Here is a 25,548-nt window from a genome sequence, read left to right as displayed (position 1 = left end):
TGCAGGACGGAAATCTGGCGCACATTCAACCAGGTCAGGAGACCACAGTGATTCAGCAAGAATCGCGTCTGAAGGTCGCCGACAACACCGGTGCACGAGAGATCCTCTGCATCCGCGTGCTCGGTGGCTCTGTCCGACGCTTCGCCGGCATCGGCGACACGATTGTCGCCACCGTGAAGGAAGCCGCCCCCGGCGGCAACGTCAAGGAGGGTGAGGTCGTCCGCGCCGTCATCGTCCGCGCGAAGAAGGAGACCCGTCGCCCGGACGGCTCCTACATCGCATTCGACGAGAACGCTGCCGTTCTGATCAAGAACGACACCGAGCCCCGCGGCACCCGTATCTTCGGCCCGGTCGCGCGCGAGCTGCGCGACAAGCGCTTCATGAAGATTGTGTCTCTCGCACCGGAGGTGATCTAAGTATGAAGATCAAGAAGGGCGATATGGTCCAGGTCATTTCCGGCAAGGACAAGGGCGCTCAGGGCAAGGTCATCGAGGCCTACCCGCAGCGCAACAAGGTCCTCGTCGAGGGCGTGAACCGCATCAAGAAGCACGTTGCGAACTCCTACAACGAGCGCGGCGCCGAGTCTGGCGGCATCGTCACCCAGGAGGCTCCGATCCACGTCTCCAACGTGATGGTCCTCGACTCCGACGGCACCCCGACCCGCGTGGGCTACCGCTTCGATGAGAACGGCAAGAAGGTCCGCGTTGCCAAGTCGAACGGGAAGGACATCTAAGCATGGCTGAGAACTACACCCCGCGGCTCAAGACCCGCTACAAGGACGACATCCGCGCCAAGCTCAACGAGGAGTTCGGCTACGACAACGTCATGCAGATCCCGGGCCTGACCAAGATCGTCGTCAACATGGGTGTCGGCGACGCCGCACGCGACTCCAAGGTCATCAACGGCGCGCTCGAGGACCTGACCGCGATCACCGGCCAGAAGCCGCAGCTGCGTCGCGCGAAGAAGTCCATCGCGAACTTCAAGCTCCGTGAGGGCATGCCGATCGGCGCGAAGGTCACCCTCCGCGGCGACCGCATGTGGGAGTTCCTGGACCGCCTGCTCAACGTCGCTCTGCCGCGTATTCGTGACTTCCGCGGCCTGAACGACAAGCAGTTCGACGGCGCCGGCAACTACACCTTCGGCCTGACCGAGCAGACCATGTTCTACGAGATCGACATCGACAAGATCGATCGCGTCCGCGGCATGGACATCACGCTCGTCACCACCGCGACGAACGACGACGAGGGCCGCGCTCTCCTGCGCCACCTCGGCTTCCCGTTCGTCGACAAGGACGGCAAGATGCAGCAGGCCTAAGGCTTCGCTTCACGACGTCACACCCCCGCCCCGCCCCTTTCCGGGTTGAGCGGGGGTTTGTCGTGTTTCGGGTGGGTGGGACGAGCATGTGCGCCTGAAACGGGCGCAATAGCGGCCCTCCGGGGCTCATGTGCTCGTCTTCAGGGGCGGGCCCTGCCGTGGAACCAGAAGGGAACCCACACGACCTTCTCCGCGGGCAGGCCCCACCCCTTCACCGCTAGTGCGCGCACGGCCTTCGTGAGGTCGCCTTCGCCGGAGACCCACACGGAGCGCGGCGGCGCGGGGGAGAAGCGCTCGCGCAGCAGTGTCAGTGTCCGCGCGGTCTCGAGTGTCTTCGCGGCCTCCACGACGTCGAGGGAGCGCACGGCCGTGCCCCACTGCTCCGCAAGCCCGTCCTCCACCTCGTCGTGGGATGTCACCACGGCGACGACGTGGGTCTCGGCCAGTGCCTCCGGCGCGTTGGCCCGCTGGTAGGCGAGGATGTGGCGCAGCGCCGGGAGCGCAGAGGCGTCGGCGACGAGTAGCTGGGAGCCGGTGGGCGGGGTCCACAGCGCGGGGCAGGTGAACATGCCAGCCGTGTCGCCGGGCCGCGCGCGGCGGATCCACCGGGAGCCCGGCCCGGAGTCCCCGTGGGTCACGACGTCGACGTCGATAAGCTTCCGTTGCCTGTCGAGGCTGCGGATGGTGTACCAGCGCAGGTTGGGGCGTGTTTCCTCTGGCAGAGCGGCTACGGCGGCGCGGATGTTCACGCCGTCGATGCTGAACGGCGTGAACTCCCGGCCCTCCTTGGGCATGACGAGCCCGAAGAACTCGTCCGGGCCGCTCAGCGGGAAGTCGGCGAAGGCCTCCGAGGTAAACGTCAGCCGGTGCAGGCGCGGCTTGAGCATCTCGTTGGCGACGAGGGTGACGGGGTGGAGGAGGTGTGTCGACATGATCTCCATCGAAAGTTGGTGAGGTAAGGCTTGCTTAATGGCCGGATCGCGCTCTAGTATACGTCCGACCCTTTAATTTCGGAACACCGTTGTGCCTTTATTCGGCCTGGGTGTGGATCTGGCTCGGGCCAGGGAAGGAAACACATGAGTCTTCTGGGAAGAAAGCCCACGGTGGCCGTCGCCGCCATCACCGCCGCCGCCCTCGCCCTCGCCGGGTGCTCGCGCGGTGAGGGGGAGCCGGCCGCCGAGCAGGCGGGCCAGGACATGCGCGTGGCCAGCCTCGGCCTCGGTGACGTCGACACGCTTCTCGCCCTCGACGTCACCCCGGTCGCCATCGCTCCCTGGGGCGCGCAGGGTGACGGCGACCCCTCCGGCGTGGGTCCCTGGTCGAATGAGCTGCTTGGCGACGCCACCCCGGCGACCATCTACAACACCGCCAGCGGGTTCACCGCCGACGTCCTGGAGCAGGTCACCGCCTCGGACCCCACGCAGATCATCGCCGTGAACCAGGCCGTCGACGCGCAGGCGAAGGAGTCCCTGGAAAAGATCGCCCCGACCGCCCTCAAGCCGGAGGGCTACGAGGACTGGCAGATCCCCTGGGACAAGCAGGTGGAAACGATCGCCGGGGCGGTGGGTAAGGCGTCGCAAGGCGAGAAGCTCATCGAGGAGACCGAGAAGGCGTTCGCCGACTTCAAGCGGGATCACCCCGAGCTGCAGGGCAAGCGCGCCGCGATCGTGATGCCCTACGACGGCAAGATCGGTCTCTACACCTCGGGCGACGGACGCGGACAATTCATCGAGGACCTCGGCTTCACCATCCCCGAGCAGCTGCAGGGCGACGGCTCGAGCTTCTTCGTGGACTACGCGCCGGAGAACTATGCCTCCCTCAACGACGTCGACTACCTCTTCGTGCTCGACTACAACGGGGCCGCCGACGCCCTGAAGAACGACGCGACATTCCAGGGGCTCGAGGTGGTGCGCGACGGGCGCGTGCGCTACCTGGAGACGGACGTGGGCAACGCCATGAGCATGCCGAACCCGGTGACCATCCCCTGGGCGATCGACAAGTTTGAGGGGCAGCTGTCCTGATCTCCCCCGCGAAGCGCGACCCGCGGGGCAGGGCGTTGGCCACCGGGCTCCTCGCCGCCGCTGCCGCGGTGGCCGTGGCGGCCTCCCTGCTGCTCGGCTCGCGCACCGTTTCTCCAGGCGACGTCGCAGACGCGCTGCTCGGTGTGGGTGGCGCCGAGATCCGCGGCATCGTCTGGGACCTGCGCGTGCCCCGCACCCTCGTCGCTTTCGCGGTGGGCGCGTCGCTCGCCGTCGCGGGTGTGCTGGCCCAGGCGTGGACGCGCAACCCGCTCGCGGACCCCGGGTTCATCGGCATCACCGCCGGCGCCTCGTTTACCGTGGCGCTGGGGACAGCGGTTGGCGCGGCAGTCGGCGCGGGTGCTACGGCGGGCCTCGCCTTCGTGGGCGCGGCGGGGGCTGCGGGTGTGGTCATGCTGGTCGCCCGGCGCGCTCGCAGCCCGCTCACACTGATTCTTGTGGGGGTGGGCGTGGACGCAGCGCTGCGCTCGGGGGCCATGCTCATCGGGCTCTTCGACACGGACGTGCTCGACGGGATGCGCCACTGGACGGTCGGATCGACCTTCGGCCGGGGCTACGGCGACGCTGCCGTGGCCTGGGCGGGGCTCGGGGCGGGCGGCGTCTGCGCAGCGCTCGCCGCGCGCCCCCTCGACCTGCTGGCGCTCGGTGAGGAAACCTCGCTCGCGCTCGGCGGGTCCCCGCGGCTGGCGCGCGCCTGCGCCGCGCTGGGCGTTGTGCTCCTCGCGGGGTGCGCCACGGCCGCAGCGGGGCCGGTGGCCTTCGTCGGTTTTGCGGCGCCGCACGTCATGCGGCGCGTCGTCGGCCCGCAGGTGAGGGCGTTGCTCCTTCCCACGGCGCTGTTCGGGGGGACGATGGTCCTGCTTGCCGACGTCGCCGGCCGCCTCATCCTGCGGCCCGGGGAGCTCGAGATGTCCGTCGTGCTGGCCTTCCTCGGCGCGCCGGTACTGATCGCTGCCGTCCACCGAGGCGTCGGGTGGCGCAGGGGGGTGGCGTAGATGGCGGGCCCGAGCGAGGTTCTCCACCGGCAGCGCCGCTCCCGGGCGGCCCGGCGCGTTCTCGCCACCGCCGTGTTCTCTTGCGTTGCCGCGGTCTCGTACCTCCTTCTGCTGGGGCAGGGCGCGGTCGCGCTCAGCCCGCTGGAGGTCATCGAGGTGCTGCGCGGCGGCGGGACTCCCCGGGCGATCGCGGTGGTGTGGGACCTGCGCCTGCCGGTCGCCGTCGCGACGCTCCTCGTCGGCGCGGCGCTGGGGATGGCCGGGGCCTGGACGCAGACCATGGCTCGCAACCCGCTGGCCTCCCCGGACATTCTGGGCGTGACCTCCGGGGCGGCGGTCCTGGTGGTGCTCGGGACGGTGACGTTCCGCCCCGCGTTCGCCGACGGCCTGCCGGACTTCTGGTGGCGGGCGTGCCTGGCGCTCGTCGGCTCTGTCGCCGTCGTGGCTCTGCTCACCCTTCTCGGCGGGGTGGGGACGAGCGACCGGATCGTGCTCACCGGCTTCGCCCTGTCGCTCATGCTCCAGGCGTCGGTGAGCTACCTCCTGCTCAAGGCGGAGGTGCTGCGGGCCGCCGAGGCCCAGACGTGGCTGGCCGGTTCGACGGGGTTCGTGCGCATGGAGGCGATCGCCCCGCTGATCGCCGGGCTCGTTCCCTTCGTCGCGCTGGGCCTGTGGTGCGGACGCGACCTGCCCCTGCTGGCGCACGACGACGCCTCGGCGGGAACGCTAGGCGTGAATGTCACGCGGCAGCGCACCGCCCTGCTCGTCGCCGCGACCGGAGTCTCCGCTGTCGTGGTCTCCGCGGTGGGGCCGATCGGGTTCGTCGCCCTTCTCGCCCCGCACCTCGGCCGGATGGTGGCCCGCACCCCGACGCCCCCGCCGGTCGTCTCGGCGGCGGCGGGGGCGGCGCTGCTCGGCTTATGCGCGGTGCTGGCCGGGCTCATCCCCTCGAACGCCCCGGTCGGCGCGGTGTCCTCGGCGATCGGAGGTCTCGCTCTCGTCGTGCTGGTGAGGCGGGAGTCGGGTAGGGCCCGGTGACTCAGAAAACGGCGGGGCAGGCTGTGAAAGGTGAGGAAGAGATGGAGAAAGAAAACACGCGCGCGGCGCTGCTGCGGGCACGGGACATCCGCGCGGGCTACGGCGACGGCGCAGAAGTCCTGCACGGGGTCAGCGTTGAAGCCCGCGCGGGTGAGGTGACCACCCTGATCGGGCCGAACGGGTGCGGCAAATCGACGCTGCTCAAGGCCATGTCCAAGCTTGTTGCTCCCCGCTCCGGTTCCGTCACCGTGGGCGGCGGGGAGGTCCACGCGCTGTCGCCGCGGGAGGCAGCCCGCCTCATCGCGCTGCTGCCCCAGCACCCGTCCGCCCCCGACGGGCTCTACGTGGGCGAGCTGGTGGCCAGGGGGCGCCACCCCCACCAGGGGCGTCTGCGGGGGCAGTCCGCGGCCGACCGCGAGGCCATCGCCCGGGCGTGCGAGGCCGCGGGGATCTCGGACCTGCTCGAGCGCGACATCGCCGCCCTGTCGGGAGGGCAGCGTCAGCGTGTCTGGCTCGCCATGACGCTCGCCCAGGACACACCCGTGCTGCTCCTCGACGAGCCCACCACCTTCCTCGACCCGGCGCACGCGATGGCCATGCTCGACCTCGCTCGCCGGCAGGCGCGCGGCGGCAAGGCGGTGGTGATGGTTCTGCACGACCTGATGCTGGCGGGGATGTTCTCCGACACCATGGTGGTGATGAAGGACGGCCGCGTCATCGCGCAGGGCACGCCCGGGGAGGCGCTGACGCCCGAAGTGCTGGCGCGGGCGTACGGGTTGCGCGCCGAGGTGTGGGACGACCCGGCGGGAGTCTCGCCCGTGATCGTGCCCCGCGGCGTCGTGTAGCGCGGCCCCGCGCGGTCAACAGCAGACTCGCCGCGAAGCGGCAGGTGCCGTCCCCTAAGATCTACCCTGCTGCTTTACCGCCGCGCCGGCCCGGCCAACGGGCGTTCGGTGGATTACGACACTCGAGGAAGGAACACCCGTGGCACTGCACGAGGCAATCGACACCGGCGCGGCCAAAAAGGTCGAGCTCTTGGACAAGGATTTCGGCCGCTTCGCCGTGCGCGCCGTGCTCGCCGGGATGTACCTGACGCTCGGCACGGCCTTCGCGGCCGTGGCCGGCAACGTGGCCGAGAAGCTCGCGCCGGGCTCCGGATCCATCGTCTTCGCCAGCCTCTTCGGCCTGGGCCTGTTCGCCATCATCGTGCTGGGCGCCGAACTTGCCACGGGCGACATGATGTTCGTGTCTTGGTCGGCCGCCCGCGGCGACCTCGGCTGGGGCAAGGCCGTATGGGTCGTGGTGGTGGCCACGGTGTTCAACCTGGTCGGCGCGATCCTCGTCGCGTTCATCATGAGCCAGTCCGCGAAGCTGGGCGGGATGGACAACACCCACCTCATCTCCACGCTCACCGCGGGCAAGCTGGCCAAGCCGGCGCTCGGGGCGTTCATCGAGGCCGTCGGGGCGAACTTCGTGGTGAACATGGCGGTCGTGGGTGCACTCAAGGCGCCGGACATCGTTTCGAAGTTCGTGGTCATCCTGCCGATCATCGCGATTTTCGTCGGCCTCGGTCTCGAGCACATCATCGCGAACTTCTCGCTGTTCACCCTCGCCTTCATCGCCGACCCCCACCCGGCCGGCTTCGACGCCGCGCACATCAGCCTGAACTGGCTGATGGTGTGGCTCGGTAACTTCGTGGGCGGCGGCCTCGGCATCGGCGCGGTCTACGCGTGGCTGAACACCACGAAGACCAGCTACCTCGACTGAGCCGCGCTTATCGACGCCCCCCGGCCAGCGCCCCGGCGTAGAGGTTGAAGCGCTCCTCCCGCGCGAATCCTGCGAGCGCCATGCCCGCCTGGCGGGCCAGCTCGACGGCGAGGGACGACGCGGCCGAGACGGCGACGAGGGCGGGGAATCCCGCCATCGCGGCTTTCTGCACCAGCTCGAACGACGCCCGCGAGGACATGACCAGGATCGTGTCCTTGGCGGGCAGTTTGTTTTCGAGCAGGAGGTGGCCGATGACCTTGTCGGCGGCGTTGTGGCGCCCAATGTCCTCCCGAATCACCAGGGCATTGCCGTCGAGGTCGAAGGCCCCGGCGGCGTGGATGCCGCCGGTCTTGCGGAATTGCTTCTGGCCTTCCCTCAGCTTCCCCGGCAGGGCCATGATCAGGTCCGGGTCGAGCGCCACCGGCTCGATGGGGGCGTGGGTGCGGTGGAGCAGCTCGGAGATGGACTGCGTGCCGCACACTCCACAGGCGCTCGTGGTGGGGGTGAGGCGGATGAGGTTCGGGGTGACGGGGGCCGCCGTTCCGGCGAGGTCGATGTCCAGGAGGTTGTAGGTGTTCTCGCCCTCCGGGCCGACGGCGCCGGCGCAGTAGCGCGCAGTGGTGACGTCGTCAGGCGAGCTGATGAGGCGCTCCGCGAAGAGCCAGCCGTGGGCGAGCTCGATGTCGTGGCCGGGGGTGCGCATCGTGGAGGTGAGGGTCGTGCCGCCGGCGCGGATCTCCAGGGGCTCCTCGACGCTGACGGTGTCGGCCCGGGTGTCTGTGCGGATGACGCCGTCCTCGCGGGTGACGCGGGTGACGGCGAAGCTGCGGTTGATGCGTCCCATCTACTTGCCGTAGCGCTCCAGGAGGGCGTCGACGTCCGCGATGAGCTCGTCGAGCTCGTCGACCGAGGGGGAGGCGCCGGACTTCAGGGCCAGCGCGTATCCGAGCACGAAGGCCGTGGTGGGCGCGGCGGGGCGCGAGGGGCCGTTGTGCGCGACGTTCGCGGTTAGGTCGAGGACGGGGCCGACGGCTGCGCGGGTGAACTCGGGCGGAACGCCGAGTGTTTCGGACACGGCGGTGAGCCACTCGTGGGTGGAGGCGAGGCTCTCTTTATCGGGCATGGGGCTCCTTTACAGGTGGGCGGTGTAGTCGTGGTCGAAGGGGATGGTCCCCTTGATGGCCTGCGGGTCGGTCCGGGTGGTGATGCTCAGGCGGTTGAACGTGTTGATGGCCAGGATGCTCACGAGGATGTCGTGCGTACCGTCCACGCCGAACAGGTCGACGAGCCGGTCCCACAGGTCGCCGGGGATGGACTCGTAGCCGTCGACGTGGGTGACCGCGTCGGTGAGTCGGAGAACGAGCGTCTCCTCCTCGTCGAAGCTGTCCGTGTGGTTCGTCCAGTCCTCGGCGCGCAGGATGCGCTCCTCCGACCAGCCGTCGCGGCGGGCGTCACGGCGGTGCGTGGTCACGCAGGCCCGACAGTCGTTGATCACGGAGGCGCGCAGCGAGACGAGGTGCCGGTAGCGCTCGGGTGTGTGGGCGGACGAGTACTTGACCATCGGCAGCAGGGAACGCATCCCGTCGCCCCGAAGTTGCGGACGCGAAGTAGCCATACCGCAAGACTATGCCACTGCCCGGACATGCGGCCCGGGTTATCCACAGGGCCAGGCCCAGGAAAGGGTTATCCACAGGTCTGCGGGTTCCGGCGAGTGCCGTGTCGGCCGCGTGTTCTACAACTGCCCTCAGTGCGTGTGCGCCGCCGGTGGCGCCGCCGAAAACAACAGAGGGGGGAAGACCCGTGAGGGACATCGACAAGATCAAGGACAGGGTGCGCAAGCTGCTCAACCAGGCCGCCGACCGCGAAGGGACGCCGGAGGGGGAGGTCTTCTACGACCGCGCCTTCGAGATCATGGCCGCCTACGGGTTCGACGAGCGCGACGTGGAAAGACCCGACGAGCGTGACGACGTGGTGCGCAGGACCTTCGAGTTCGCGGGAGCCTACACGGACATGCAGGCTGCGCTGCTGCTCGCGATCGCCGGGGCGCTGCACTGCACCGGTTTCCAGCAGAAGCTCCACCGTTCGACGAGGACTCCCTCCGCAACCGTCTTCGGGTCGGCGCGGCACATGCAGCGGGTGGAGATGCTGTACGCGCTGCTCAACCCGGTGATGATCGTCGGGGCGCGCAAGCACGTCTCCGAGGGGTGGTACGACTGCTCGACCGTGGTCAAGCGCCGCTCCTTCATGCTGGGGTTCTCGCAGGCCATCGGCAGGAGGCTCGGGGCGGCGGAGGAGACGATAGCCGAAACGGACGGGCGCTATTCGCTGGCGCTTTTCGACGACCTGCGGCGCGCCGAACAGGCCCAGGAGGACTACGCCCGCGACCTCGGGCTGCATCTGACGGCGTCGCGGGCGCGGCGGACCTACGACGGCCGGGCGTACGGCAGCGGCCTCGACGCCGGCGACAGGACCGACCTCGGCCAGGAAAGGGTGCGCTCGCGCCCCGCTCTTCCAAGGTAAGACCGGGTAGATCCCGGCGTCGGGGGCGAAGGCGGGGACGGACCGCGGCCGAGCTGCAGCCGAGCTACGCCCCCGACCTTGACCTGGTCGGCGGGTACGCCTCGGCGCCGCCGGCCGACCTGACCGCGGTGATGGCCAACATCGACGGGTCCGACCTGGCCGGCGCGATCGGCTTCTCCATCAACGGGTTGGTCGCCCGGTACCCGGAGATCGGCGAGATCGTCGAGGCCAACGTCAACGACGACGGCCGCAGCGCGCTCGGGGCGCTGTCCGAGATGTGCACCGACGAGATCATGGAAGAATACGGCTACACCTCGACGCGCGAGTGGATCGCAGGGGGCCGCTCGCTCTCCGAGCTGGTCAAGGAGTACCCGGAGGCGCAGCGGGCGGTGGATGACCAGCTGATCGGGAGGAAGGCGCCCGAGGTGCCGATGATGATCGTCTCTGGCCGCTTCGACCGCAACGTGGCCTACGGCCAGGCCAAGGACCTCGCGCGGAACTGGTGCACCCAGGGCGCTGCGATGTACTACCGCGACGACATCCTCCCCGAGGTCGGCACGATCGGGGAGGCCAACCACGTGGCCCAGTCCGTCAGCGGCGGAGCGTTCGGCATGCCCTTCCTCCTCGACCGCTTCCACGGCCGCGCCCTCGGCGAGAACCTGACCTGCACGAACTGGAACGGCAACGAGGGCTCGTCGGGCATCGACCTGAGCTCCGCGCTCTCCAGCATGCCCCTGTTCAGCGGCCTCGTCGCGCCGGGCTCCGCCGAGGGGCCGAGCTCCGGCACGGAAGGCTCGGGCAGCTCCTCGCCGCCGGGCATCATCGCTGCGCTCGTCGCCCTGGTCCTCGCGGCCGTGGGCGGTGCCGCGGCGGCCTTCGTGCCCCTGCTGGGCGGCGGCGGGTTCGCGCCGCCGTTCTAGACCGGGCGCGCCGCCGGAGCTTCACGACGCCCGCGCGCCGCCACCCTGGGGAAAGGCGGCGATGGGGCGTCGAGAAGCGAATTGCTTTTTCGGCGTGCGGCGAGGTAACGTGAGCGGTCGGACTTGCGCGCCGGTACTTTCGTGCGCGCGGCCGAAGAACATTTGAACATCCAACTTTGTTGCAGGCCCCCCGCCGAAATGCGGACCGGGTGCGAGGGTGGCGGCGAGCGCCCCACGTTATTGAGCGTGGGGAGCGTGGAGTAGCCCCCGACAGATCACACGGCAAACGTGACTTGGGTCCCGCTCAGCGGGCCCGGTCGAGGTGGGCCAGGGAACCGCAACGAGAAAGGTAAACGGTCACATCCTATGACCATGACTGATCCGATCGCAGACATGCTGTCTCGCGTGCGCAACGCAAACAATGCGCACCACGAGACCGTGTCCATGCCTTCCTCGAAGATCAAGGCGTCCATCGCCGAGATCCTGAAGCAGGAGGGCTACATCGCCGACTACAAGGTTGAGGACGCGAAGGTGGGCAAGCAGCTCACCCTCGACCTCAAGTACGGCCCGACCCGCGAGGCGTCCATCGCCGGACTGCGCCGCGTGTCCAAGCCGGGTCTGCGCGTGTACGCAAAGTCGAACGACCTGCCGCAGGTTCTCGGCGGCCTTGGCGTGGCCATCATCTCCACGTCGCAGGGCCTCCTGACCGACCGTCAGGCCCAGGAGAAGGGCGTAGGTGGGGAAGTCCTCGCCTACGTCTGGTAAAGGGAGGTTGGAAAGACTATGTCGCGTGTAGGTAAAGCACCCATCGCCATCCCGAATGGCGTCGAGACCACAATCAACGGCCAGAGCGTCCAGGTCAAGGGCCCGAAGGGCACCATGACCCTGGAGCTTCCGGCTCCGATCACCGCGTCCGTCGAGGACAACGAGATCGTGGTGTCCCGTCCGGACGACCACCGCAACAACCGCGCTCTGCACGGCCTGTCCCGCTCGCTGGTCAACAACATCGTTGTCGGCGTGACCGAGGGCTACAAGATCAACATGGAGATCTTCGGTGTTGGTTACCGTGTCCAGCTCAAGGGCAAGAACCTCGAGTTCTCCCTGGGCTACTCGCACCCCGTTCTGATCGAGGCGCCGGAGGGCATCACCTTCGCCGTCGACGGCAACACCAAGTTCTCGATCGAGGGCATTGACAAGCAGCAGGTTGGCCAGATCGCGGCTAACATCCGCCGACTGCGCAAGGATGACCCCTACAAGGGCAAGGGCATCCGCTACGCAGGCGAGCAGGTTCGCCGCAAGGTCGGAAAGACGGGTAAGTAATCATGAGCAACACCGCAGAGAACACCAAGCGCACCCCGGTCGGCCGCGACATCTCCTCGCGCCGCCGCGAGGCCCGCGTGCGTCGCCACAACCGCATCCGCAAGACCCTGCGCGGCACCCCGGAGACCCCGCGTCTCGTCGTGCACCGCTCGTCTCGCCACATGCACGTCCAGATCATCGACGACCTCGCTGGCCACACCCTCGTCTCCGCCTCCTCCATGGAGCCGGACGTGCGCACCCTCGAGGGCGACAAGAAGGACAAGGCCGCCAAGGTTGGCCAGCTCGCCGCCGAGCGCGCCAAGGCTGCCGGCATCGAAACGGTTGTCTTCGACCGCGCCGGCTACAAGTACCACGGCCGCATCGCGGCCCTGGCGGACGCAGCTCGTGAAGGTGGTCTGAAGTTCTAATGATCACCGCAATCATCACCACCAACGGAAGGATCGCGTAATGGCCGAACGTGAACGGCGTGACGGCGGGCGCTCCGCCGACAACCAGAACAACAACCGCAGCAACGAGCGTGGCGGCCGCGGCCGTCGTGACGACCGCCGCAACCAGAACGACGAGCGCGACAAGTACATCGAGCGCGTCATCACCATCAACCGCGTGGCCAAGACCGTCAAGGGCGGCCGCAACATGTCCTTCACCGCACTCGTCGTCGTCGGCGACGGTGAGGGCTTGGTCGGCGTCGGCTACGGCAAGGCCAAGGAAGTCCCGGCCGCAATCCAGAAGGGTGCCGAGGAGGCTCGCAAGAACTTCTTCCGCGTCCCGATGATCGGCGGCACCATCCCCCACCCGGTCCAGGCCGAGGCCGCCGCGGGCATCGTCATGCTCCGCCCGGCTGCCCCCGGTACCGGTGTCATCGCCGGCGGCGCCGTCCGCCCGGTTCTCGAGTGCGCCGGCATCCAGGACATCCTGGCCAAGTCGCTGGGCTCCGACAACGCCCTCAACGTAGTCCAGGCCACGGTTGCCGGCCTGAAGGAGCTCGTGCGCCCCGAGGAGGTCGCCGCCAAGCGCGGTAAGGCCATCGAGGACGTTGCCCCGGCCCGCATGCTCCGCGCCCGCGCAGGACAGGAGGCCTAAGCACAATGGCACTGAAGATCACGTTGCACCACGGCAAGGTTGGCGAGAAGCCGATGACCCGCAAGAACCTCGAGGCCCTCGGCCTGCGCAAGATTGGCCAGTCCGTTGTCAAGAAGGACAACGCTGCCACCCGCGGCCAGATCCTCAAGGTGCGCCACCTCGTCACCGTTGAAGAAGTTGCAGGGGAGTAGAGAAAACATGGCTGACATCATCAAGCTCCATGATCTGCGCCCGGCAAAGGGCGCGAACAAGGCCAAGACCCGCGTTGGCCGCGGTGAGGCCTCCAAGGGCAAGACCGCAGGCCGCGGCACCAAGGGCACCGGCGCTCGCAAGCAGGTTTCCGCTGCTTTCGAGGGTGGCCAGATGCCGCTGCACATGCGTCTGCCGAAGCTCAAGGGCTTCAAGAACCCGAACCGCGTCGAGTACCAGGTCGTCAACGTTGCCGACCTGGCCGAGAAGTTCCCCAACGGCGGCACCGTCACCGTTGCGGACATCGTCGCAGCCGGCCTGGTGCGCAAGAACCAGCCGGTCAAGGTTCTCGGTAACGGCGACCTGAGCGTCAAGCTCGACGTCACCGCGACCAAGTTCTCCAAGTCCGCGGTCGAGAAGATCGAGGCCGCCGGAGGGTCCGTCACCGAGGCTTAAGCTTCGCGACGCCCCACCAGCGCAACCACGAGGGCCGCTTCCCCGGCAACGGGGGAGCGGCCCTTTGGCGTCGGAAAGCGGCTCAGCCCTCGAGCTCCTTCCGGCGCTCCATTGCAATGCGCAGGCGCTTCGCGCGCTTTTCCTTCTCGGCCGCGTCCAGCTCTTCGAACAGCTCCTCCTCCTCGTCGCCGAGGCCGACGAGGCCGCGCACCCCGGCCACAGCCAGCGCCGCGACGGGGAAAACGACCCAGGACCATCCCCAGTCGAACACCAAAAGACCCACGAAGAAGAAGATCAACGCGCCCGCCAGGATGAGGGAGTCGGCGCTGCGGACCTTCCTCCCCCGGGCTACGAGACGGTCGAGCTCGGCGTCGGTTGCGGAGTCGGCGGACCCGTCCGTCTGGGAAACGGCGAGATCGCGTCCCCGGGGTACATCGGCGAATAGTGCGTCGAGCTCACCCGCGCGGGTCGCGGATGTCGCCGTCGCCGAGCGAGCGTAGAACTCGGCGACGTCGAGGTAACCGGCTGTGAAAAGCTCGGTGAGGCGGTCGAGCGCCTGCATGCGTTCCGAGTCGCCGATACGGAAGTCCGGGTGGGGGCCCTGCTGTGAATCCACGGTGATTCCTTTCCGGACGCGGCCCCGGTGTGGCTCCCATCGTGGAGGGCGGGGCGCGTGCTCCGCCGCCGCGGGTGATCCCAGCGTAACTAAGGGGCTGCACAAATTCAGCGGTGAGCGCCCAGCTGGTAGGCTAGGGGGGTCAAATTTGTCTGGGCCGCAGAAAACCGCTAGGGCGGGGCGGCCCGGGCGGTAAATGTCCACTATCTTCCGGGTGATGCCCTCCCGGGAGCCAGGAGGCTTAGTGTCCGCAATCGTTCAGGCGTTCAAAGACCCCGATCTGCGCAAAAAGATTCTCATCTCCCTCGCGCTGATCATTCTCTACCGCGTCGGCGCCCAGATCCCCACGCCCGGCGTGGATTATGCGCTCATCAGCCAGCGCCTCAACGACATCTCGCAGGGCGACCAGGCGACGATGTTCTCCATCATCGGCCTGTTCTCCGGCGGCGCGCTGCTGCAGCTGTCGATCTTCGCCATCGGCATCATGCCCTACATCACGGCGTCGATCATCGTGCAGCTGCTCACCGTCGTGATCCCCAAGTTCGAGGAGCTGAAGAAGGAGGGGCAGGCGGGCCAGGCGAAGATGACCCAGTACACCCGCTACCTCACCGTCGGGCTGGCCCTGCTCCAGTCCGCTGGCATCGTGGCCCTGGCCGACCGTGAACAGCTCCTCGGCCAGGGGATGCCGGTGCTCGTCGAGGACCGCAGCGTCTGGACGCTGATCATGATGATCATCGTGATGACCGCCGGCGCGATCCTCATCATGTGGCTGGGCGAGATCATCACCGAGAAGGGCGTGGGCAACGGCATGTCGCTGCTCATCTTCGCCGGCATTGCCACCCAGATCCCCGCCCAGGGCGCGACGATCCTGACGCAGTCCGGCGGCGTGACCTTCGGCCTCGTCCTCGCCGCCGTCGTCGTCCTCGTCGTGGGCATCATCTTCGTCGAGCAGGGCCAGCGCCGCATCCCGGTGCAGTACGCCAAGCGCATGGTGGGGCGGCGCCAGTACGGCGGCTCGTCCACCTACCTGCCGCTGAAGGTCAACCAGGCGGGCGTCATCCCCGTGATCTTCGCCTCCTCGCTCATGTACGTGCCGGTGCTGATCACCCAGATCGTCACCATGAACAAGCCGAGCCCGCCCGACAACTGGTGGATGAACAACGTCATGGCGTGGCTGCAGAACCCCGGCTCCTGGCAGTACATCGTGGCCTACTTCGCCATGATCATCTTCTTCTCGTACTTCTACGTCTCCATCCAGTACGACCCGGTCGAGCAGGCGGAGAACATGAAGAAGTACGGCGGCTTCATCCCCGGCATCCGCCCGGGCCGCCCGACGGCCGAGTACCTCGGCTTCGTGATGAACCGACTCCTCTTCGTCGGCGCCCTCTACCTGGCGCTCATCGCGATCCTGCCGAACCTCGCCCTCGACGCCGGCATCTCCGGCACGGGCCAGATGGGTATGAGCGCCTTCGGCGGCACCGCTATCCTGATTATGGTGTCCGTGGCGCTGACCACGGTCAAGCAAATTGAATCCCAGCTCCTGCAATCCAACTACGAAGGACTTCTGCGATAATGCGTCTCGTTCTCCTTGGCCCTCCCGGTGCCGGCAAGGGCACCCAGGCCGCCATCCTCTCCGAAAAGCTCGGCGTCCCGCACATCTCCACGGGCGACCTGTTCCGCGCCAACATCGGCGAGGGCACGCCCCTGGGCGTGGAGGCGAAGCAGTACATCGACGCCGGCAAGCTCGTGCCCACCGATGTCACCGCCCGCATGGTTGAGGCCCGCCTGAACGAGGACGACGCCAAGGACGGCTTCCTCCTCGACGGCTTCCCGCGCACCGTGGAACAGGCGGACATCCTCGCCGACCTCCTGGAGAAGAAGGGCGTCGCCCTTGACGGCGTGCTCAACTTTGTCGTCGACGAGGACGTGGTGGTGGAGCGCATGCTCGCCCGCGGCCGCGCCGACGACAACGAGGAGACCATCCGCACGCGCCTCGGCGTGTACCGCGACGAGACTGCGCCGCTCATCGAGCACTATGGCGACGCGATCATCAACATCGACGCGGTGGGCGATGTCGACGAGGTCAACGCCCGCGCGATGGCGCAGCTGAAGAAGTAGCCCGCCCACGGACCAAGCCGGCCCTCCGCTCGGAGTCGCCGGCTTTCGCCGTTGTGAACCCACCCCCACATTCGCTTACCGACGCCAAGGAGGCACCGTGGCTTTCCGCCGCCGCACCATCACCGCCAAAACCCCGGGAGAGCTCGACGCCATGGAGGCCGCCGGGCGCATCGTCGGCGCCGCGCTGAAGCAGGTGTGCGAGGCCGCCGCACCCGGCGTGAGCACCCTCGACCTCGACCGCGTCGCCGAGGAGGTGATCCGCAGCCACGGTGCCACGCCGACGTTCCTCGGTTACCAGGGCTTCCCGGGCTCCATCTGCGCCTCCGTCAACGACGTCGTCGTCCACGGCATTCCGGGCCAAGACGTAGTGCTCAAGGAGGGCGACCTCGTCTCCATCGACTGCGGTGCCACCCTCGACGGCTGGGTGGGGGACTCGGCGTGGTCGTTCGGGGTGGGGCGGCTCGCGGATGACGTCGACAAGCTCAATCGGGCGACCGAGTGGGTGCTTGCCGAGGGGCTGAAGGCGATGGTGCCGGGCAACCGCCTCACGGACGTCTCGCACGCGCTCGAGCTCGCGACCTACGATGCCGAGGAGCGCTTCGGCGTGGCCCTCGGCATCCTCGACGGCTATGGCGGCCACGGTATCGGCCGGACGATGCACGAGGACCCCTACCTGCCGAACGAGGGCAGGCCGCGCAGGGGCCCGAGGATCCAGGAAGGCTCCGTGCTTGCCATCGAGCCGATGCTCATCCTCGGCGGGGGAACGGAAAGCAAGGTGCTCGACGACGACTGGACCGTTGTCACCCTCGACGGCGCGCCCGCCGCCCACTGGGAGCACACGGTCGCGGCGACAGCCGACGGGCCCCGGATCCTCACCCCGCGGGACTGACACCGGTGTCCGTGCCCGGACTTTTCGCAGAGGACGGTTATACTTTTCCCATGTCTTACACTCCGTGCCATGCGAAGGCCTCGCCCCTGAAGCGTCGCTTCGCCTCCCTCGCAGCCGTCGCCGGTGTCTCGGCCACCCTCGCCGCAGCACCGTTCGGCGCCCCCCAGGCGGCCGCGCAGCCGGCCCCGAGCCCCATCGACCAGCTGACTGCAGCCGACTCCGCGGGTAGCCTCGACGCCTTTGTCGCGCAGGTCAACGCCTCCTTCCAGTCGATCGGCCAGGCGCAGGACCGCGCCGCGCGCGACGCCGCCTGGAACACGCGCAACTCGCTGCGCCAGCAGGCAGAGGGCCTGGCCGCCGTCAACCCGCAGCTGCCTGAGCAGGCGAAGGCCGCGGTCGACGGTGCTGTCGAGACCTTCTTCCCCGGGCTGATCGCCGAGCGCACCCCGAAGCCCGCGCCGGCCCCCGCACCCGCCCCGGCGCCCGCCGCCGAGCCCGCGCCGGCCCCCGCCTTCGACTACGGCCCCTGCCCGCCCGACGCCAAGGCGTGCATCGACATCGACGGACGCCGCTCCTGGCTGCAGGACAACGGCCAGATGTACTACCAGGCCGCCACCATCGGCCCGGGCGCGCCCGGCAGCGAGACCCCGCGCGGCACCTTCTACGTCAACCGGAAGGTCAAGGACGAGATCTCCTACGAGTTCAACAACGCCCCGATGCCGTACGCGACGTACTTCACCTACAACGGCATCGCCTTCCACGAGGGCAACCCGCAGTACCTCTCCAACGGCTGCATCCGCATGTACCGCGGCGACGCCCAGCGCTACTTCAACGACCTGCAGATCGGCGACAAGGTCTTCGTCTACTAGGTTCACAGCGCTTCCGGCGCCCGCCCCCTCCGCCCCCGGGTCGTTCCCCGGCGGAGGGGGTTTGTCTTTGTGCAGGTGAAGGGCTAAACTGGCCCATTGGTGTGTATCAGGGAGGTTATTCCTGCCTGAAACAGGCCACGTAGCAACTACCAAAGTACGTCAGGCACCAGCGCAAACGGTGCTTTAGGAAGTGGAGTGTATGGCAAAAGAAGGCGCAATTGAGGTTGAGGGCCGCATCGTCGAGCCCTTGAAGAACGCGATGTTCCGTGTCGAGCTCGACAACGGGCACGAAGTCCTTGCCCACATCAGCGGCAAGATGCGCCAGCACTACATCCGCATCCTTCCGGAAGATCGGGTCATCGTGGAGCTCTCCCCGTACGACCTGGAGCGCGGACGTATCACGTACCGCTACAAGTAAACACGACAAGCCTCCCCACCCAAAGCGCATACCCGCCACGGCGGGCGTGCGCCTCCCACCTCCGGCCACGGTGGCCGGAGCCGCGCGACATCACGGCCCATCATCCGGTTAGGTCCGGGTAAAGCGCCGCTTGGCTTGGACGAGTGGGGAGAAAACCACCGTAACAACCTGAAAGGCACGTACCACATGGCACGTCTAGCTGGTGTGGATCTGCCGCGCAACAAGCGCATGGAGATCGCACTCACCTACATCTACGGAATCGGCGCAACCCGTTCCAAGGAACTGCTCGAGAAGACGGGCATTTCTCCTGACCTGCGCACGGACAACCTGACCGACGATCAGCTCGCCGCGCTTCGCGACGCCATCGAGTCCTCCTACACCGTGGAGGGCGACCTCCGCCGCGAGGTCCAGGCCGACATCCGCCGCAAGATCGAGATCGGCTCTTACCAGGGTCTGCGCCACCGCCGCGGCCTTCCGGTGCGCGGTCAGCGCACGAAGACCAACGCGCGTACTCGCAAGGGCCCGAAGAAGACCATCGCAGGAAAGAAGAAGTAACACATGCCTCCGAAGACTCGTTCCGGCGCGCGCCGTGGTGGCCGTCGCGTCGTCAAGAAGAATGTGGCCGCTGGCCACGCCTACATCAAGTCCACGTTCAACAACACCATCGTGTCCATCACGGACCCGAACGGTGCTGTGATCTCCTGGGCGTCCTCCGGCCACGTCGGCTTCAAGGGCTCCCGCAAGTCGACCCCCTTCGCCGCCCAGATGGCTGCCGAGAACGCAGCCCGCAAGGCGATGGATCACGGCATGAAGAAGGTCGACGTCTTTGTCAAGGGTCCGGGCTCCGGCCGTGAGACCGCCATCCGTTCTCTCCAGGCCGCCGGCCTGGAGGTGTCCTCGATCTCCGACGTGACGCCGCAGCCCTTCAACGGCTGCCGTCCGCCGAAGCGTCGTCGCGTTTAAGGCAGAAAGGAAAGAGGTAAGACAACATGGCTCGTTACACCGGCCCTGCTACCCGTAAGTCCCGTCGCCTCCGCGTCGACCTCGTCGGCGGCGACATGTCCTTCGAGCGTCGCCCCTACCCTCCGGGGCAGGCTGGCCGCGCCCGCATCAAGGAGTCCGAGTACCTGCTCCAGCTGCAGGAGAAGCAGAAGGCTCGCTTCACCTACGGCGTCATGGAGAAGCAGTTCCGCCGCTACTACGAGGAGGCCAACCGCCTCCCCGGCAAGACCGGCGACAACCTGCTGATCCTCCTGGAGTCCCGCCTGGACAACGTCGTCTACCGCGCTGGTCTGGCCCGCACCCGCCGCCAGGCCCGCCAGCTTGTCTCGCACGGCCACTTCACCGTCAACGGCAAGAAGACCAACGTCCCGTCCTACCGCGTCTCCCAGTACGACATCGTGGACGTCCGCGAGAAGTCCCGCGGCATGCTGTGGTTCGAGGAGGCCCAGGACAACCTGGTCGACTCCGTCGTCCCCGCGTGGCTCCAGGTCGTACCGGAGACCCTGCGCATTCTCGTGCACCAGCTGCCCGAGCGCGCTCAGATCGAGGTTCCGCTGCAGGAGCAGCTGATCGTCGAGCTCTACTCGAAGTAAGAGCCCCTTACTTCACACCGCGCCCCCGTTCACGGCGTGTCGGCGGCGCGATATCTTCCACATTTCCAGCACCCGTTCCTACCGGCATCAAATAGTGGTTGCCGACAAAGGAGAAGTTCATGCTCATCTCGCAGCGCCCTCAGCTGACCGAGGAATACATCGACACCAACCGCTCGAAGTTCGTCATCGAGCCGCTCGAGCCCGGTTTCGGCTACACCCTCGGTAACTCTCTGCGCCGCACGCTGCTGTCGTCCATCCCGGGCGCGGCCGTGACCTCCATCAAGATCGACGGTGTCCTCCACGAATTCACCACGATCAACGGCATCAAGGAGAACGTTTCCGAGATCATCCTCAACGTCAAGGACATGGTTCTGTCCTCCGACTCCGACGAGCCGGTGGTCATGTACCTGTCCAAGCAGGGCCCCGGCGACGTCACCGCAGGTGACATTGAGCCGCCGGCGGGCGTGGAGATCCACAACCCGGATCTGCACATCGCCTCGCTCAACGAGCAGGCGCGCCTCGAGATGGAGCTCGTCGTCGAGCGCGGCCGCGGCTACGTCCCGGCCATGCCCAACGCCGGCGGAGAGGTCGGCCGCATCCCGGTCGACCAGATCTACTCCCCGGTGACCCGCGTCGCCTACAAGGTTGAGGCGACCCGTGTCGAGCAGCGCACCGACTTCGACAAGCTGATCATCGACGTGGAGACCAAGAACTCCATGACGGCCCGCGACGCCCTGGCGTCGGCAGGCTCCACCCTCGTCGAGCTGTTCGGGCTCGCCCGCGAGCTCAACACCGCGGCCGAGGGCATCGAGATCGGCCCCTCCCCGCAGGAGACCGAGTTCATCGCGGCCTACAACCTGCCGATTGAGGACCTGAACTTCTCCGTGCGTTCCTACAACTGCCTGAAGCGCCAGGAGATCCACACGGTTGGCGAGCTCGCGGAATGCACCGAGAGCGACCTGCTGGACATCCGCAACTTCGGCCAGAAGTCCATCAACGAGGTCAAGATCAAGCTTGCCTCGCTGGGCCTGACCCTCAAGGATGCCCCGGAAGATTTCGACCCGACCCAGATCGAAGGCTACGACGCCGAGACTGGCGACTACGTCGACACCAGCGCGGAAGAGACCGAGTAACACCACCGAGCACGCGCTCAACCAACCGCAACGAGGAGTACGAAAATGCCTACCCCTAAGAAGGGTGCCCGCCTCGGAGGGTCCGCCAGCCACCAGAAGCACATCGTTTCTAACCTGGCCCAGTCCCTCTTCGAGCACGGCGCCATCAAGACGACCGAAGCCAAGGCGAAGGTCCTGCGCCCCTACGCAGAGAAGCTGATCACCAAGGCCAAGAAGGGCACGCTGGCCGACCGCCGCGCCGTCGCCGCCGAGCTGCCGAACAAGGACATCGTCGCCTACCTGTTCAACGAGCTCGCGCCGAAGTTCGCCAACCGCGAGGGCGGCTACACCCGCTCCATCAAGCTGGAGAACCGCGCCGGCGACAACGCCCCGATGACCCACATCTCCCTCGTCCTCGAGGAGACCGTGTCCGCCGAGGCAACCCGCACCGCGCGCGCCGCGGCCTCCAAGCGGGCCGAGGAAGCTAAGGCTGATGAGGCTCCGGCCGAGGCAGCCGAGGAGACCCAGGCTGAGGAGACCCCGGCCGAGGAGACCAAGGAGGACTAGTTCCTTCCTTCCTTCCTCGCGACCCCGCCCGCCGCTCGTTCGAGCACTGGGCGGGGTTTCGTCATGCGTGGGGTTGCTAGGGTGAGTCGGGTGACCGCCAGCCCCCAGCTTCCGCCCGACGACGTCCGCCTCCGCCTCGACCTCGCCTACGACGGCACCGGCTTCCACGGCTGGGCAAGCCAGAAGCCGGGCCCCGACGGCACGCCGACGCGCACGGTGCAGGGCACGCTCGAGGAGGCCCTCACGACCATTCTGCGCGCGCCGGCCCGCCTGACCGTCGCCGGGCGCACCGACGCCGGCGTGCACGCCACGGGCCAGGTCGCCCACCTCGACGTGCCGCGTTCCAGCCTGGAGCAGCGCTCCATCGACGGCGACCCGGCGCGCCTCGTTCGCCGGCTGGCCAAGTTCCTCCCCGAGGACGTCCGGGTCTTCCGCGTCGCCGAGGTGACGCCGCTTTTCGACGCCCGATTCGCCGCCCTCGACCGCAGCTACGTCTACCGGGTGACAACCCACCAGGCCGGGGCGCTGCCCACGCGGCGCCGGGACACCGCGGTGTGGCCCAAGCCCGTCGACCTCGAGCGGGTGCAGGCGGCCGCCGACCTGGTGGTGGGGCTCAACGACTACGCCGCGTTCTGCAGGCCGCGCCCGCACGCGACGACGGTGCGGGAGGTCAAGGAGATGCGGTGGGTGGAGGCGTCGACAAGCGAGGAGCCTTTCCTCTACGAGGCCCACGTGCGCGCGGACGCCTTTTGCTGGAACATGGTGCGCGCCCTCGTCGCGTCGTGCCTGCAGGTCGGGGAGGGGCGCCGCGACACCGCGTGGGTCGCGGGGCTGCTCGGTGAGAGGGAACGATCGCCGCAGGTCGCGCTGGCCCCCGCCCGCGGGCTGACGCTGACCGGCGTGACCTACCCGCCGGAGGACGAGCTCGCGCGGCGCGTCGCGCAAACGCGGGGGCGCAGGGACGCCGTTGAGCGCGCCTAATGGGAGCATGTTGGGGCGGGGGAATAGAATGCGACGTGTTGCGTGCCTCCGCTCCATCGGAGCCACGCCGGGGTCGACGAGCTGAGAGGACGGGACGATGGCGCTAACGGGAACGGTCTTTCTCGCGCTGCTCGTTTTCATTCTCCCCGGATTCGCCGTCTCCTGGGTGGCGGGCGCGAAGATCCCCTCGGCGGCCGCCGCGTCGATTCCCGTCACCTTCGGCCTCATCGGGCTCAGTGCCTGGATGTGGGGGGCGACGAGCGCGCCCTTCAACTGGCTGACGTTCGCCATCAGCCTCCTCCTTGCCCTCGTCGCGGCCGCGCTCTGGCGCTGGGCGTTCGCGCGCCGCGCGATGAAGCGCAGCGGTGTCGGCTGGCGCGAGGCGCTGCTGCCGGGGGACTGGCGCAGCACAAGCGTGCTCGACCCCTCCTGGCTGCTCCCCGCTGCCGGGGTGGTCGCCGGCGCCTGGATGAACATCTCGGACAAGCTCAACTGGCTCGTCCGCCTGCCGCACGGCGTGGGCAACATCGTCCAGGGGTGGGACTCGCAGTGGCACGCGAACGTGGTGCGCTTCATCATGGCGGAGCACATCGCCTCGCCGACGAGGATGGGGGAGCTGCAGAACCTGGAGAGCCGCGCCCCGCTGCTCTACCCGTCCAGCTTCCACGCGGGTACCGCGCTGTTTGCCGAGGCCGGCGGGCTGGAGCCGATCCCGGCCCTCAACATCGCCACGGCCGTGCTGCCCGGGCTGGCGTTGTCAGTGTCCATGGCGTGCCTGGTCCTCACCGTCCTGCGCTCGCGGGGGCTGACGGCGCAGATCGCCGCCGGGCTGGCGCCGCTGGCCATCTACGTCGCGCCGCCGCTGTGGATCGCCGACTACGTGGGCATGTGGCCCTACCTGTTCGCCGCCTGCCTGGCCGGAACCGTCATCTACCTGCTCTGCGAGGTCCCTTCCCGCCACGCGCTGGCCTTCCCGGCTGCGCTGGCCTTCGTCGGCGTGCTGCAGGTGCACCCCTCGGCCGTGACCTACATCGCGCTGCCGGTCGCCCTGTTCTGGCTGACCAGCCTCCTCGTGCGCCCCGCCCGCTCGCGCGTGTCCGATTTCTGCTGGCTCGCCGCCCCCGCCGTCGCCGGGACGCTGCTCTTCCTCCCGCAGGCGTTGGCGGGCTCCACGCAGGCGGAGGAGGTCTCGGGCTGGGCGACGCCGGAAGACGCCGGCATCACCGAACCGTGGAAGGCGGTGGTCACGCTCAACACCCGCCACGTGGGCGAGTTCTTCCCCGCCTTCGACGCCACCGCCCTGCTGTGGCTCGCCGGCTTCGGCGCCCTCGTCGCCCTCGTGTGGCGCGGCCAGATCTGGCCCGCGCTGTTCTACGCCATCTCCGCGGCCGTCGCCGTCAACGCGCTCCAGCCCTTCGACGGCTGGGTCGGCACCGCCGTCGGCGCGGTCGGCGCGCTGCACTACAACACCGCGCACCGGCTGGTGCTGCCCGTCGCGATGATGACCGTGGCGGGCGCGGCCATCGGAGTTGCCACCATGATCCGGCTGCTCTGCCTCGCGCCGCTGGGCGCGCGCAACGACTCCCCGGCGTGGGCGCGCGCCAGTGTGGCGGTCTCCTCTGTGGTGGCGGTCGCCGCGGCCGCGGGCACGGGGTGGTGGGCCCACGACCGGGCGAGCGCCGGGGCGGAGGCGAGCTACAGCGACGTGCGCGTCGGCGGGCGGATGGTCAACGACAACGACCTCCTCGCCTACGACTGGCTGGCGGAACAGCCCGGGGCGTGGGAGGGCTACACGATGGGCGACCCCGCCGACGGATACTCCTGGCTCTACGCCTACAACGGCGTGCCCACCATCGCCCGCCACTACATGTGGCCCGTCGGCGGGGCCGGCTCCAGCACGGACATCGTCTACACGCGGACGGACATGCTGGGCGCCGGCGTGCGCGGCGACGCAGAGACCGACAACATGGTCGACCGCGCCGTCGAGGACCTCAACATCAAGTTCTTCCTCCTCAGCCCCGACCCCTTCTGGTGGCAGCAGCAGCCGGCACTCACCCAGCTCAAGGGCCTGTGGACGGCGCCGGGGGCGACCGCGGTGTACCGCAAGGGCAGCACCGTCATCTTCGCCGTCGACGAGCAGTTCACGGAGTCCGAGATCCGCGCGATGCGCGCCGACGCCGCGGCCAACGGCTCGGACGACCTGCCCGAGCTCGAGCCGGCCGGTTCCGCTTCCCCGGCGCTGTAGCGGGCCGTGGGGTAAGTTCTCCGTGGTGTAAGTTTGCTGCGCACCCGCCGGTTCAGGGGGAACCGGGTGTGAGGGGTGGAGCAGGGGAGAAACCGGGGGATCCCGCATGTCCGATTCCGACGCGCGCCGCCCAAGCCCGACGCGCCTCTTGCCGACGACCCGCCCGCAGGTCAGCGGGCACCGCTTCATGCGCCGCCGCGTCGAGCACGGCCTGCTCTTTGGCGACATCCGCATGATCCACGATCCGCTGGCGGCGCGGCGCCGCGCGCTGCTCTTCGGGGCTGTCGCCGTGGCGCTGCTGATGGCCGGGGCGGCTCTTTTCGCCTGGCTGCGGCCGAACCCTGACCCGGGCGACGCCGCGATCCTGCGCGACCCAGCCGACAACCTCTACGTCCGCGTCGACGGGACGGCCCACCCCGGCCTCCTATCCACCTCCCCCGCCCCCGCCCAACCTCCACCTCTCCCCCCCCCCCCAGACCCCCACCCGGGGGAGGGGGAGA

34 protein-coding genes are annotated in these 25,548 nt (G+C 68.4%); 29 read left to right on the top strand and 5 right to left on the bottom strand.

Translation table 11 applies throughout. The features are described from left to right. Positions 1-47 precede the first annotated feature (47 nt). The 3 genes from rplN to rplE are packed head-to-tail and all read left to right on the top strand — an operon-like array spanning position 48 to position 1,314. Positions 48-416, top strand: a complete 369-nt coding sequence (gene rplN, locus DYZ02_RS05270; protein ID WP_115685305.1) for a 50S ribosomal protein L14 — start codon at positions 48-50, stop codon at positions 414-416. Between the two features lie 2 nt (positions 417-418). Next, the gene (rplX, locus tag DYZ02_RS05265; RefSeq protein WP_115685304.1) at positions 419-733 is read left to right on the top strand and encodes a 50S ribosomal protein L24; all 315 of its coding nucleotides are present in this window, start codon (positions 419-421) and stop codon (positions 731-733) included. Between the two features lie 2 nt (positions 734-735). Continuing rightward, on the top strand, positions 736-1,314 hold the full coding sequence (gene rplE / locus DYZ02_RS05260; RefSeq protein WP_115685303.1) for a 50S ribosomal protein L5: 579 nt from the start codon (positions 736-738) through the stop codon (positions 1,312-1,314). Between the two features lie 140 nt (positions 1,315-1,454). On the opposite strand, the gene DYZ02_RS05255 is transcribed toward rplE, so the two are convergent. Then, positions 1,455-2,246, bottom strand: a complete 792-nt coding sequence (locus DYZ02_RS05255) for a siderophore-interacting protein (protein ID WP_115685302.1) — start codon at positions 2,244-2,246, stop codon at positions 1,455-1,457. Positions 2,247-2,390: 144 nt separating this feature from the next. Between DYZ02_RS05255 and DYZ02_RS05250 the strand changes: the two genes are divergently transcribed. The 5 genes from DYZ02_RS05250 to DYZ02_RS05230 all read left to right on the top strand — a co-directional run bounded on the left by DYZ02_RS05250 (position 2,391) and on the right by DYZ02_RS05230 (position 7,153). Continuing rightward, positions 2,391-3,335 (top strand): ABC transporter substrate-binding protein, encoded by a 945-nt coding sequence (locus tag DYZ02_RS05250; RefSeq protein WP_115685301.1) that lies wholly within the window; start codon positions 2,391-2,393, stop codon positions 3,333-3,335. After that, positions 3,332-4,348 carry a FecCD family ABC transporter permease gene (locus tag DYZ02_RS05245; RefSeq protein WP_425451037.1) on the top strand — a complete coding sequence of 339 codons (1,017 nt, stop codon included), beginning with the start codon at positions 3,332-3,334 and terminating at the stop codon, positions 4,346-4,348. Before DYZ02_RS05250 ends, DYZ02_RS05245 begins: the two co-directional genes overlap by 4 nt. After that, the gene (locus DYZ02_RS05240) at positions 4,349-5,386 is read left to right on the top strand and encodes a FecCD family ABC transporter permease (protein ID WP_115685299.1); all 1,038 of its coding nucleotides are present in this window, start codon (positions 4,349-4,351) and stop codon (positions 5,384-5,386) included. It begins immediately after the preceding gene. Between the two features lie 41 nt (positions 5,387-5,427). Continuing rightward, a complete protein-coding gene (locus DYZ02_RS05235) occupies positions 5,428-6,231 on the top strand; it encodes an ABC transporter ATP-binding protein (RefSeq protein WP_115685298.1) in 804 nt (267 codons plus the stop codon). 139 nt (positions 6,232-6,370) lie between these two features. Further along, entirely contained in the window at positions 6,371-7,153 is a 783-nt protein-coding gene (locus DYZ02_RS05230) for a formate/nitrite transporter family protein (RefSeq protein WP_115685297.1), read from the top strand. A 7-nt stretch (positions 7,154-7,160) separates the two neighbouring features. On the opposite strand, the gene fdhD is transcribed toward DYZ02_RS05230, so the two are convergent. From fdhD to DYZ02_RS05215, 3 genes are read right to left on the bottom strand one after another with little or no spacing between them, the layout of a single operon-like run. After that, positions 7,161-7,997: a formate dehydrogenase accessory sulfurtransferase FdhD gene (gene fdhD, locus DYZ02_RS05225; RefSeq protein ID WP_115685296.1), complete on the bottom strand. Its 837-nt coding sequence runs from the start codon at positions 7,995-7,997 to the stop codon at positions 7,161-7,163. Next, on the bottom strand, positions 7,998-8,276 hold the full coding sequence (locus tag DYZ02_RS05220; protein WP_115685295.1) for a DUF6457 domain-containing protein: 279 nt from the start codon (positions 8,274-8,276) through the stop codon (positions 7,998-8,000). A gap of 9 nt (positions 8,277-8,285) precedes the next feature. Continuing rightward, a complete protein-coding gene (locus DYZ02_RS05215) occupies positions 8,286-8,768 on the bottom strand; it encodes a carboxymuconolactone decarboxylase family protein (RefSeq protein WP_115685294.1) in 483 nt (160 codons plus the stop codon). A 185-nt stretch (positions 8,769-8,953) separates the two neighbouring features. Here DYZ02_RS05215 and DYZ02_RS05210 point away from each other — a divergent pair, with 185 nt between their 5' ends. From DYZ02_RS05210 to rplO, 8 genes are all read left to right on the top strand, one after another. Then, positions 8,954-9,673, top strand: a complete 720-nt coding sequence (locus DYZ02_RS05210; protein WP_245945672.1) for a DUF2786 domain-containing protein — start codon at positions 8,954-8,956, stop codon at positions 9,671-9,673. 53 nt (positions 9,674-9,726) lie between these two features. Continuing rightward, complete coding sequence (locus DYZ02_RS05205) at positions 9,727-10,593, top strand: lipase family protein (protein WP_115686384.1); 867 nt, start codon at positions 9,727-9,729, stop codon at positions 10,591-10,593. A gap of 366 nt (positions 10,594-10,959) precedes the next feature. Continuing rightward, positions 10,960-11,358: a 30S ribosomal protein S8 gene (gene rpsH / locus DYZ02_RS05200; protein WP_115685292.1), complete on the top strand. Its 399-nt coding sequence runs from the start codon at positions 10,960-10,962 to the stop codon at positions 11,356-11,358. Positions 11,359-11,376: 18 nt separating this feature from the next. Beyond that, positions 11,377-11,913 (top strand): 50S ribosomal protein L6, encoded by a 537-nt coding sequence (gene rplF / locus DYZ02_RS05195; RefSeq protein WP_115685291.1) that lies wholly within the window; start codon positions 11,377-11,379, stop codon positions 11,911-11,913. Positions 11,914-11,915: 2 nt separating this feature from the next. Next, positions 11,916-12,320, top strand: a complete 405-nt coding sequence (rplR, locus tag DYZ02_RS05190; RefSeq protein WP_115685290.1) for a 50S ribosomal protein L18 — start codon at positions 11,916-11,918, stop codon at positions 12,318-12,320. 40 nt (positions 12,321-12,360) lie between these two features. After that, entirely contained in the window at positions 12,361-12,993 is a 633-nt protein-coding gene (gene rpsE, locus DYZ02_RS05185; protein ID WP_115685289.1) for a 30S ribosomal protein S5, read from the top strand. A 5-nt stretch (positions 12,994-12,998) separates the two neighbouring features. Next, positions 12,999-13,184, top strand: coding sequence for a 50S ribosomal protein L30 (gene rpmD, locus DYZ02_RS05180; RefSeq protein WP_076599123.1), 186 nt, complete (start codon positions 12,999-13,001; stop codon positions 13,182-13,184). 7 nt (positions 13,185-13,191) lie between these two features. After that, positions 13,192-13,638, top strand: a complete 447-nt coding sequence (gene rplO / locus DYZ02_RS05175; RefSeq protein WP_115685288.1) for a 50S ribosomal protein L15 — start codon at positions 13,192-13,194, stop codon at positions 13,636-13,638. A gap of 82 nt (positions 13,639-13,720) precedes the next feature. Here rplO and DYZ02_RS05170 read toward each other — a convergent pair whose 3' ends face one another. After that, positions 13,721-14,254, bottom strand: coding sequence for a DUF1707 SHOCT-like domain-containing protein (locus DYZ02_RS05170; RefSeq protein WP_245945670.1), 534 nt, complete (start codon positions 14,252-14,254; stop codon positions 13,721-13,723). A 244-nt stretch (positions 14,255-14,498) separates the two neighbouring features. On the opposite strand from DYZ02_RS05170, the gene secY reads away from it, so the two are divergent. The 13 genes from secY to DYZ02_RS05105 all read left to right on the top strand — a co-directional run. Continuing rightward, positions 14,499-15,827 (top strand): preprotein translocase subunit SecY, encoded by a 1,329-nt coding sequence (gene secY, locus DYZ02_RS05165; protein ID WP_115685287.1) that lies wholly within the window; start codon positions 14,499-14,501, stop codon positions 15,825-15,827. After that, a complete protein-coding gene (locus DYZ02_RS05160; protein ID WP_115685286.1) occupies positions 15,827-16,372 on the top strand; it encodes an adenylate kinase in 546 nt (181 codons plus the stop codon). The genes secY and DYZ02_RS05160 overlap by 1 nt, the downstream gene beginning before the upstream one ends. A gap of 97 nt (positions 16,373-16,469) precedes the next feature. Continuing rightward, positions 16,470-17,261, top strand: coding sequence for a type I methionyl aminopeptidase (gene map, locus DYZ02_RS05155; protein ID WP_115685285.1), 792 nt, complete (start codon positions 16,470-16,472; stop codon positions 17,259-17,261). A 50-nt stretch (positions 17,262-17,311) separates the two neighbouring features. Next, positions 17,312-18,130, top strand: a complete 819-nt coding sequence (locus DYZ02_RS05150) for a L,D-transpeptidase (RefSeq protein WP_115685284.1) — start codon at positions 17,312-17,314, stop codon at positions 18,128-18,130. Positions 18,131-18,329: 199 nt separating this feature from the next. Continuing rightward, the gene (gene infA, locus DYZ02_RS05145; RefSeq protein ID WP_052205357.1) at positions 18,330-18,548 is read left to right on the top strand and encodes a translation initiation factor IF-1; all 219 of its coding nucleotides are present in this window, start codon (positions 18,330-18,332) and stop codon (positions 18,546-18,548) included. Between the two features lie 186 nt (positions 18,549-18,734). Then, entirely contained in the window at positions 18,735-19,103 is a 369-nt protein-coding gene (rpsM, locus tag DYZ02_RS05140; RefSeq protein ID WP_006839471.1) for a 30S ribosomal protein S13, read from the top strand. Positions 19,104-19,106: 3 nt separating this feature from the next. Further along, a complete protein-coding gene (rpsK, locus tag DYZ02_RS05135; protein ID WP_019193981.1) occupies positions 19,107-19,511 on the top strand; it encodes a 30S ribosomal protein S11 in 405 nt (134 codons plus the stop codon). Positions 19,512-19,537: 26 nt separating this feature from the next. Then, positions 19,538-20,143, top strand: coding sequence for a 30S ribosomal protein S4 (gene rpsD, locus DYZ02_RS05130; RefSeq protein WP_115685283.1), 606 nt, complete (start codon positions 19,538-19,540; stop codon positions 20,141-20,143). A gap of 119 nt (positions 20,144-20,262) precedes the next feature. Continuing rightward, the gene (locus DYZ02_RS05125) at positions 20,263-21,276 is read left to right on the top strand and encodes a DNA-directed RNA polymerase subunit alpha (RefSeq protein ID WP_115685282.1); all 1,014 of its coding nucleotides are present in this window, start codon (positions 20,263-20,265) and stop codon (positions 21,274-21,276) included. Positions 21,277-21,321: 45 nt separating this feature from the next. Further along, positions 21,322-21,822, top strand: coding sequence for a 50S ribosomal protein L17 (gene rplQ / locus DYZ02_RS05120; protein WP_115685281.1), 501 nt, complete (start codon positions 21,322-21,324; stop codon positions 21,820-21,822). 90 nt (positions 21,823-21,912) lie between these two features. Next, a complete protein-coding gene (gene truA / locus DYZ02_RS05115) occupies positions 21,913-22,803 on the top strand; it encodes a tRNA pseudouridine(38-40) synthase TruA (protein WP_245945668.1) in 891 nt (296 codons plus the stop codon). Between the two features lie 97 nt (positions 22,804-22,900). Continuing rightward, entirely contained in the window at positions 22,901-25,048 is a 2,148-nt protein-coding gene (locus DYZ02_RS05110) for a DUF6541 family protein (RefSeq protein ID WP_115685279.1), read from the top strand. A gap of 106 nt (positions 25,049-25,154) precedes the next feature. Next, a partial coding sequence (locus tag DYZ02_RS05105; RefSeq protein ID WP_181896981.1) for a type VII secretion protein EccB occupies positions 25,155-25,548 on the top strand: 394 nt, incomplete at its 3' end.

Source organism: Corynebacterium senegalense (assembly GCF_900411315.1).
GTDB lineage: Bacteria > Actinomycetota > Actinomycetes > Mycobacteriales > Mycobacteriaceae > Corynebacterium > Corynebacterium senegalense.
This window is presented reverse-complemented; position numbering and strand designations above follow the sequence as displayed.

Excerpts from the sequence above, each read along its gene's own strand:
- fdhD (WP_115685296.1), bottom strand. The coding sequence starts at position 7,997 with ATGGGACGCATCAACCGCAGCTTCGCCGTCACCCGCGTCACCCGCGAG.
- infA (WP_052205357.1), top strand. The coding sequence starts at position 18,330 with ATGGCAAAAGAAGGCGCAATTGAGGTTGAGGGCCGCATCGTCGAGCCC.
- rpsM (WP_006839471.1), top strand. The coding sequence starts at position 18,735 with ATGGCACGTCTAGCTGGTGTGGATCTGCCGCGCAACAAGCGCATGGAG.
- rplO (WP_115685288.1), top strand. The coding sequence starts at position 13,192 with ATGGCTGACATCATCAAGCTCCATGATCTGCGCCCGGCAAAGGGCGCG.
- DYZ02_RS05240 (WP_115685299.1), top strand. The coding sequence starts at position 4,349 with ATGGCGGGCCCGAGCGAGGTTCTCCACCGGCAGCGCCGCTCCCGGGCG.
- DYZ02_RS05160 (WP_115685286.1), top strand. The coding sequence starts at position 15,827 with ATGCGTCTCGTTCTCCTTGGCCCTCCCGGTGCCGGCAAGGGCACCCAG.
- DYZ02_RS05255 (WP_115685302.1), bottom strand. The coding sequence starts at position 2,246 with ATGTCGACACACCTCCTCCACCCCGTCACCCTCGTCGCCAACGAGATG.
- rplF (WP_115685291.1), top strand. The coding sequence starts at position 11,377 with ATGTCGCGTGTAGGTAAAGCACCCATCGCCATCCCGAATGGCGTCGAG.
- rpsK (WP_019193981.1), top strand. The coding sequence starts at position 19,107 with ATGCCTCCGAAGACTCGTTCCGGCGCGCGCCGTGGTGGCCGTCGCGTC.
- DYZ02_RS05235 (WP_115685298.1), top strand. The coding sequence starts at position 5,428 with ATGGAGAAAGAAAACACGCGCGCGGCGCTGCTGCGGGCACGGGACATC.
- DYZ02_RS05150 (WP_115685284.1), top strand. The coding sequence starts at position 17,312 with ATGTCTTACACTCCGTGCCATGCGAAGGCCTCGCCCCTGAAGCGTCGC.
- rpmD (WP_076599123.1), top strand. The coding sequence starts at position 12,999 with ATGGCACTGAAGATCACGTTGCACCACGGCAAGGTTGGCGAGAAGCCG.
- rplQ (WP_115685281.1), top strand. The coding sequence starts at position 21,322 with ATGCCTACCCCTAAGAAGGGTGCCCGCCTCGGAGGGTCCGCCAGCCAC.
- DYZ02_RS05250 (WP_115685301.1), top strand. The coding sequence starts at position 2,391 with ATGAGTCTTCTGGGAAGAAAGCCCACGGTGGCCGTCGCCGCCATCACC.
- rplE (WP_115685303.1), top strand. The coding sequence starts at position 736 with ATGGCTGAGAACTACACCCCGCGGCTCAAGACCCGCTACAAGGACGAC.
- DYZ02_RS05110 (WP_115685279.1), top strand. The coding sequence starts at position 22,901 with ATGGCGCTAACGGGAACGGTCTTTCTCGCGCTGCTCGTTTTCATTCTC.
- DYZ02_RS05220 (WP_115685295.1), bottom strand. The coding sequence starts at position 8,276 with ATGCCCGATAAAGAGAGCCTCGCCTCCACCCACGAGTGGCTCACCGCC.
- rpsH (WP_115685292.1), top strand. The coding sequence starts at position 10,960 with ATGACCATGACTGATCCGATCGCAGACATGCTGTCTCGCGTGCGCAAC.
- rplR (WP_115685290.1), top strand. The coding sequence starts at position 11,916 with ATGAGCAACACCGCAGAGAACACCAAGCGCACCCCGGTCGGCCGCGAC.
- rpsD (WP_115685283.1), top strand. The coding sequence starts at position 19,538 with ATGGCTCGTTACACCGGCCCTGCTACCCGTAAGTCCCGTCGCCTCCGC.
- rplX (WP_115685304.1), top strand. The coding sequence starts at position 419 with ATGAAGATCAAGAAGGGCGATATGGTCCAGGTCATTTCCGGCAAGGAC.
- DYZ02_RS05125 (WP_115685282.1), top strand. The coding sequence starts at position 20,263 with ATGCTCATCTCGCAGCGCCCTCAGCTGACCGAGGAATACATCGACACC.
- rpsE (WP_115685289.1), top strand. The coding sequence starts at position 12,361 with ATGGCCGAACGTGAACGGCGTGACGGCGGGCGCTCCGCCGACAACCAG.
- DYZ02_RS05215 (WP_115685294.1), bottom strand. The coding sequence starts at position 8,768 with ATGGCTACTTCGCGTCCGCAACTTCGGGGCGACGGGATGCGTTCCCTG.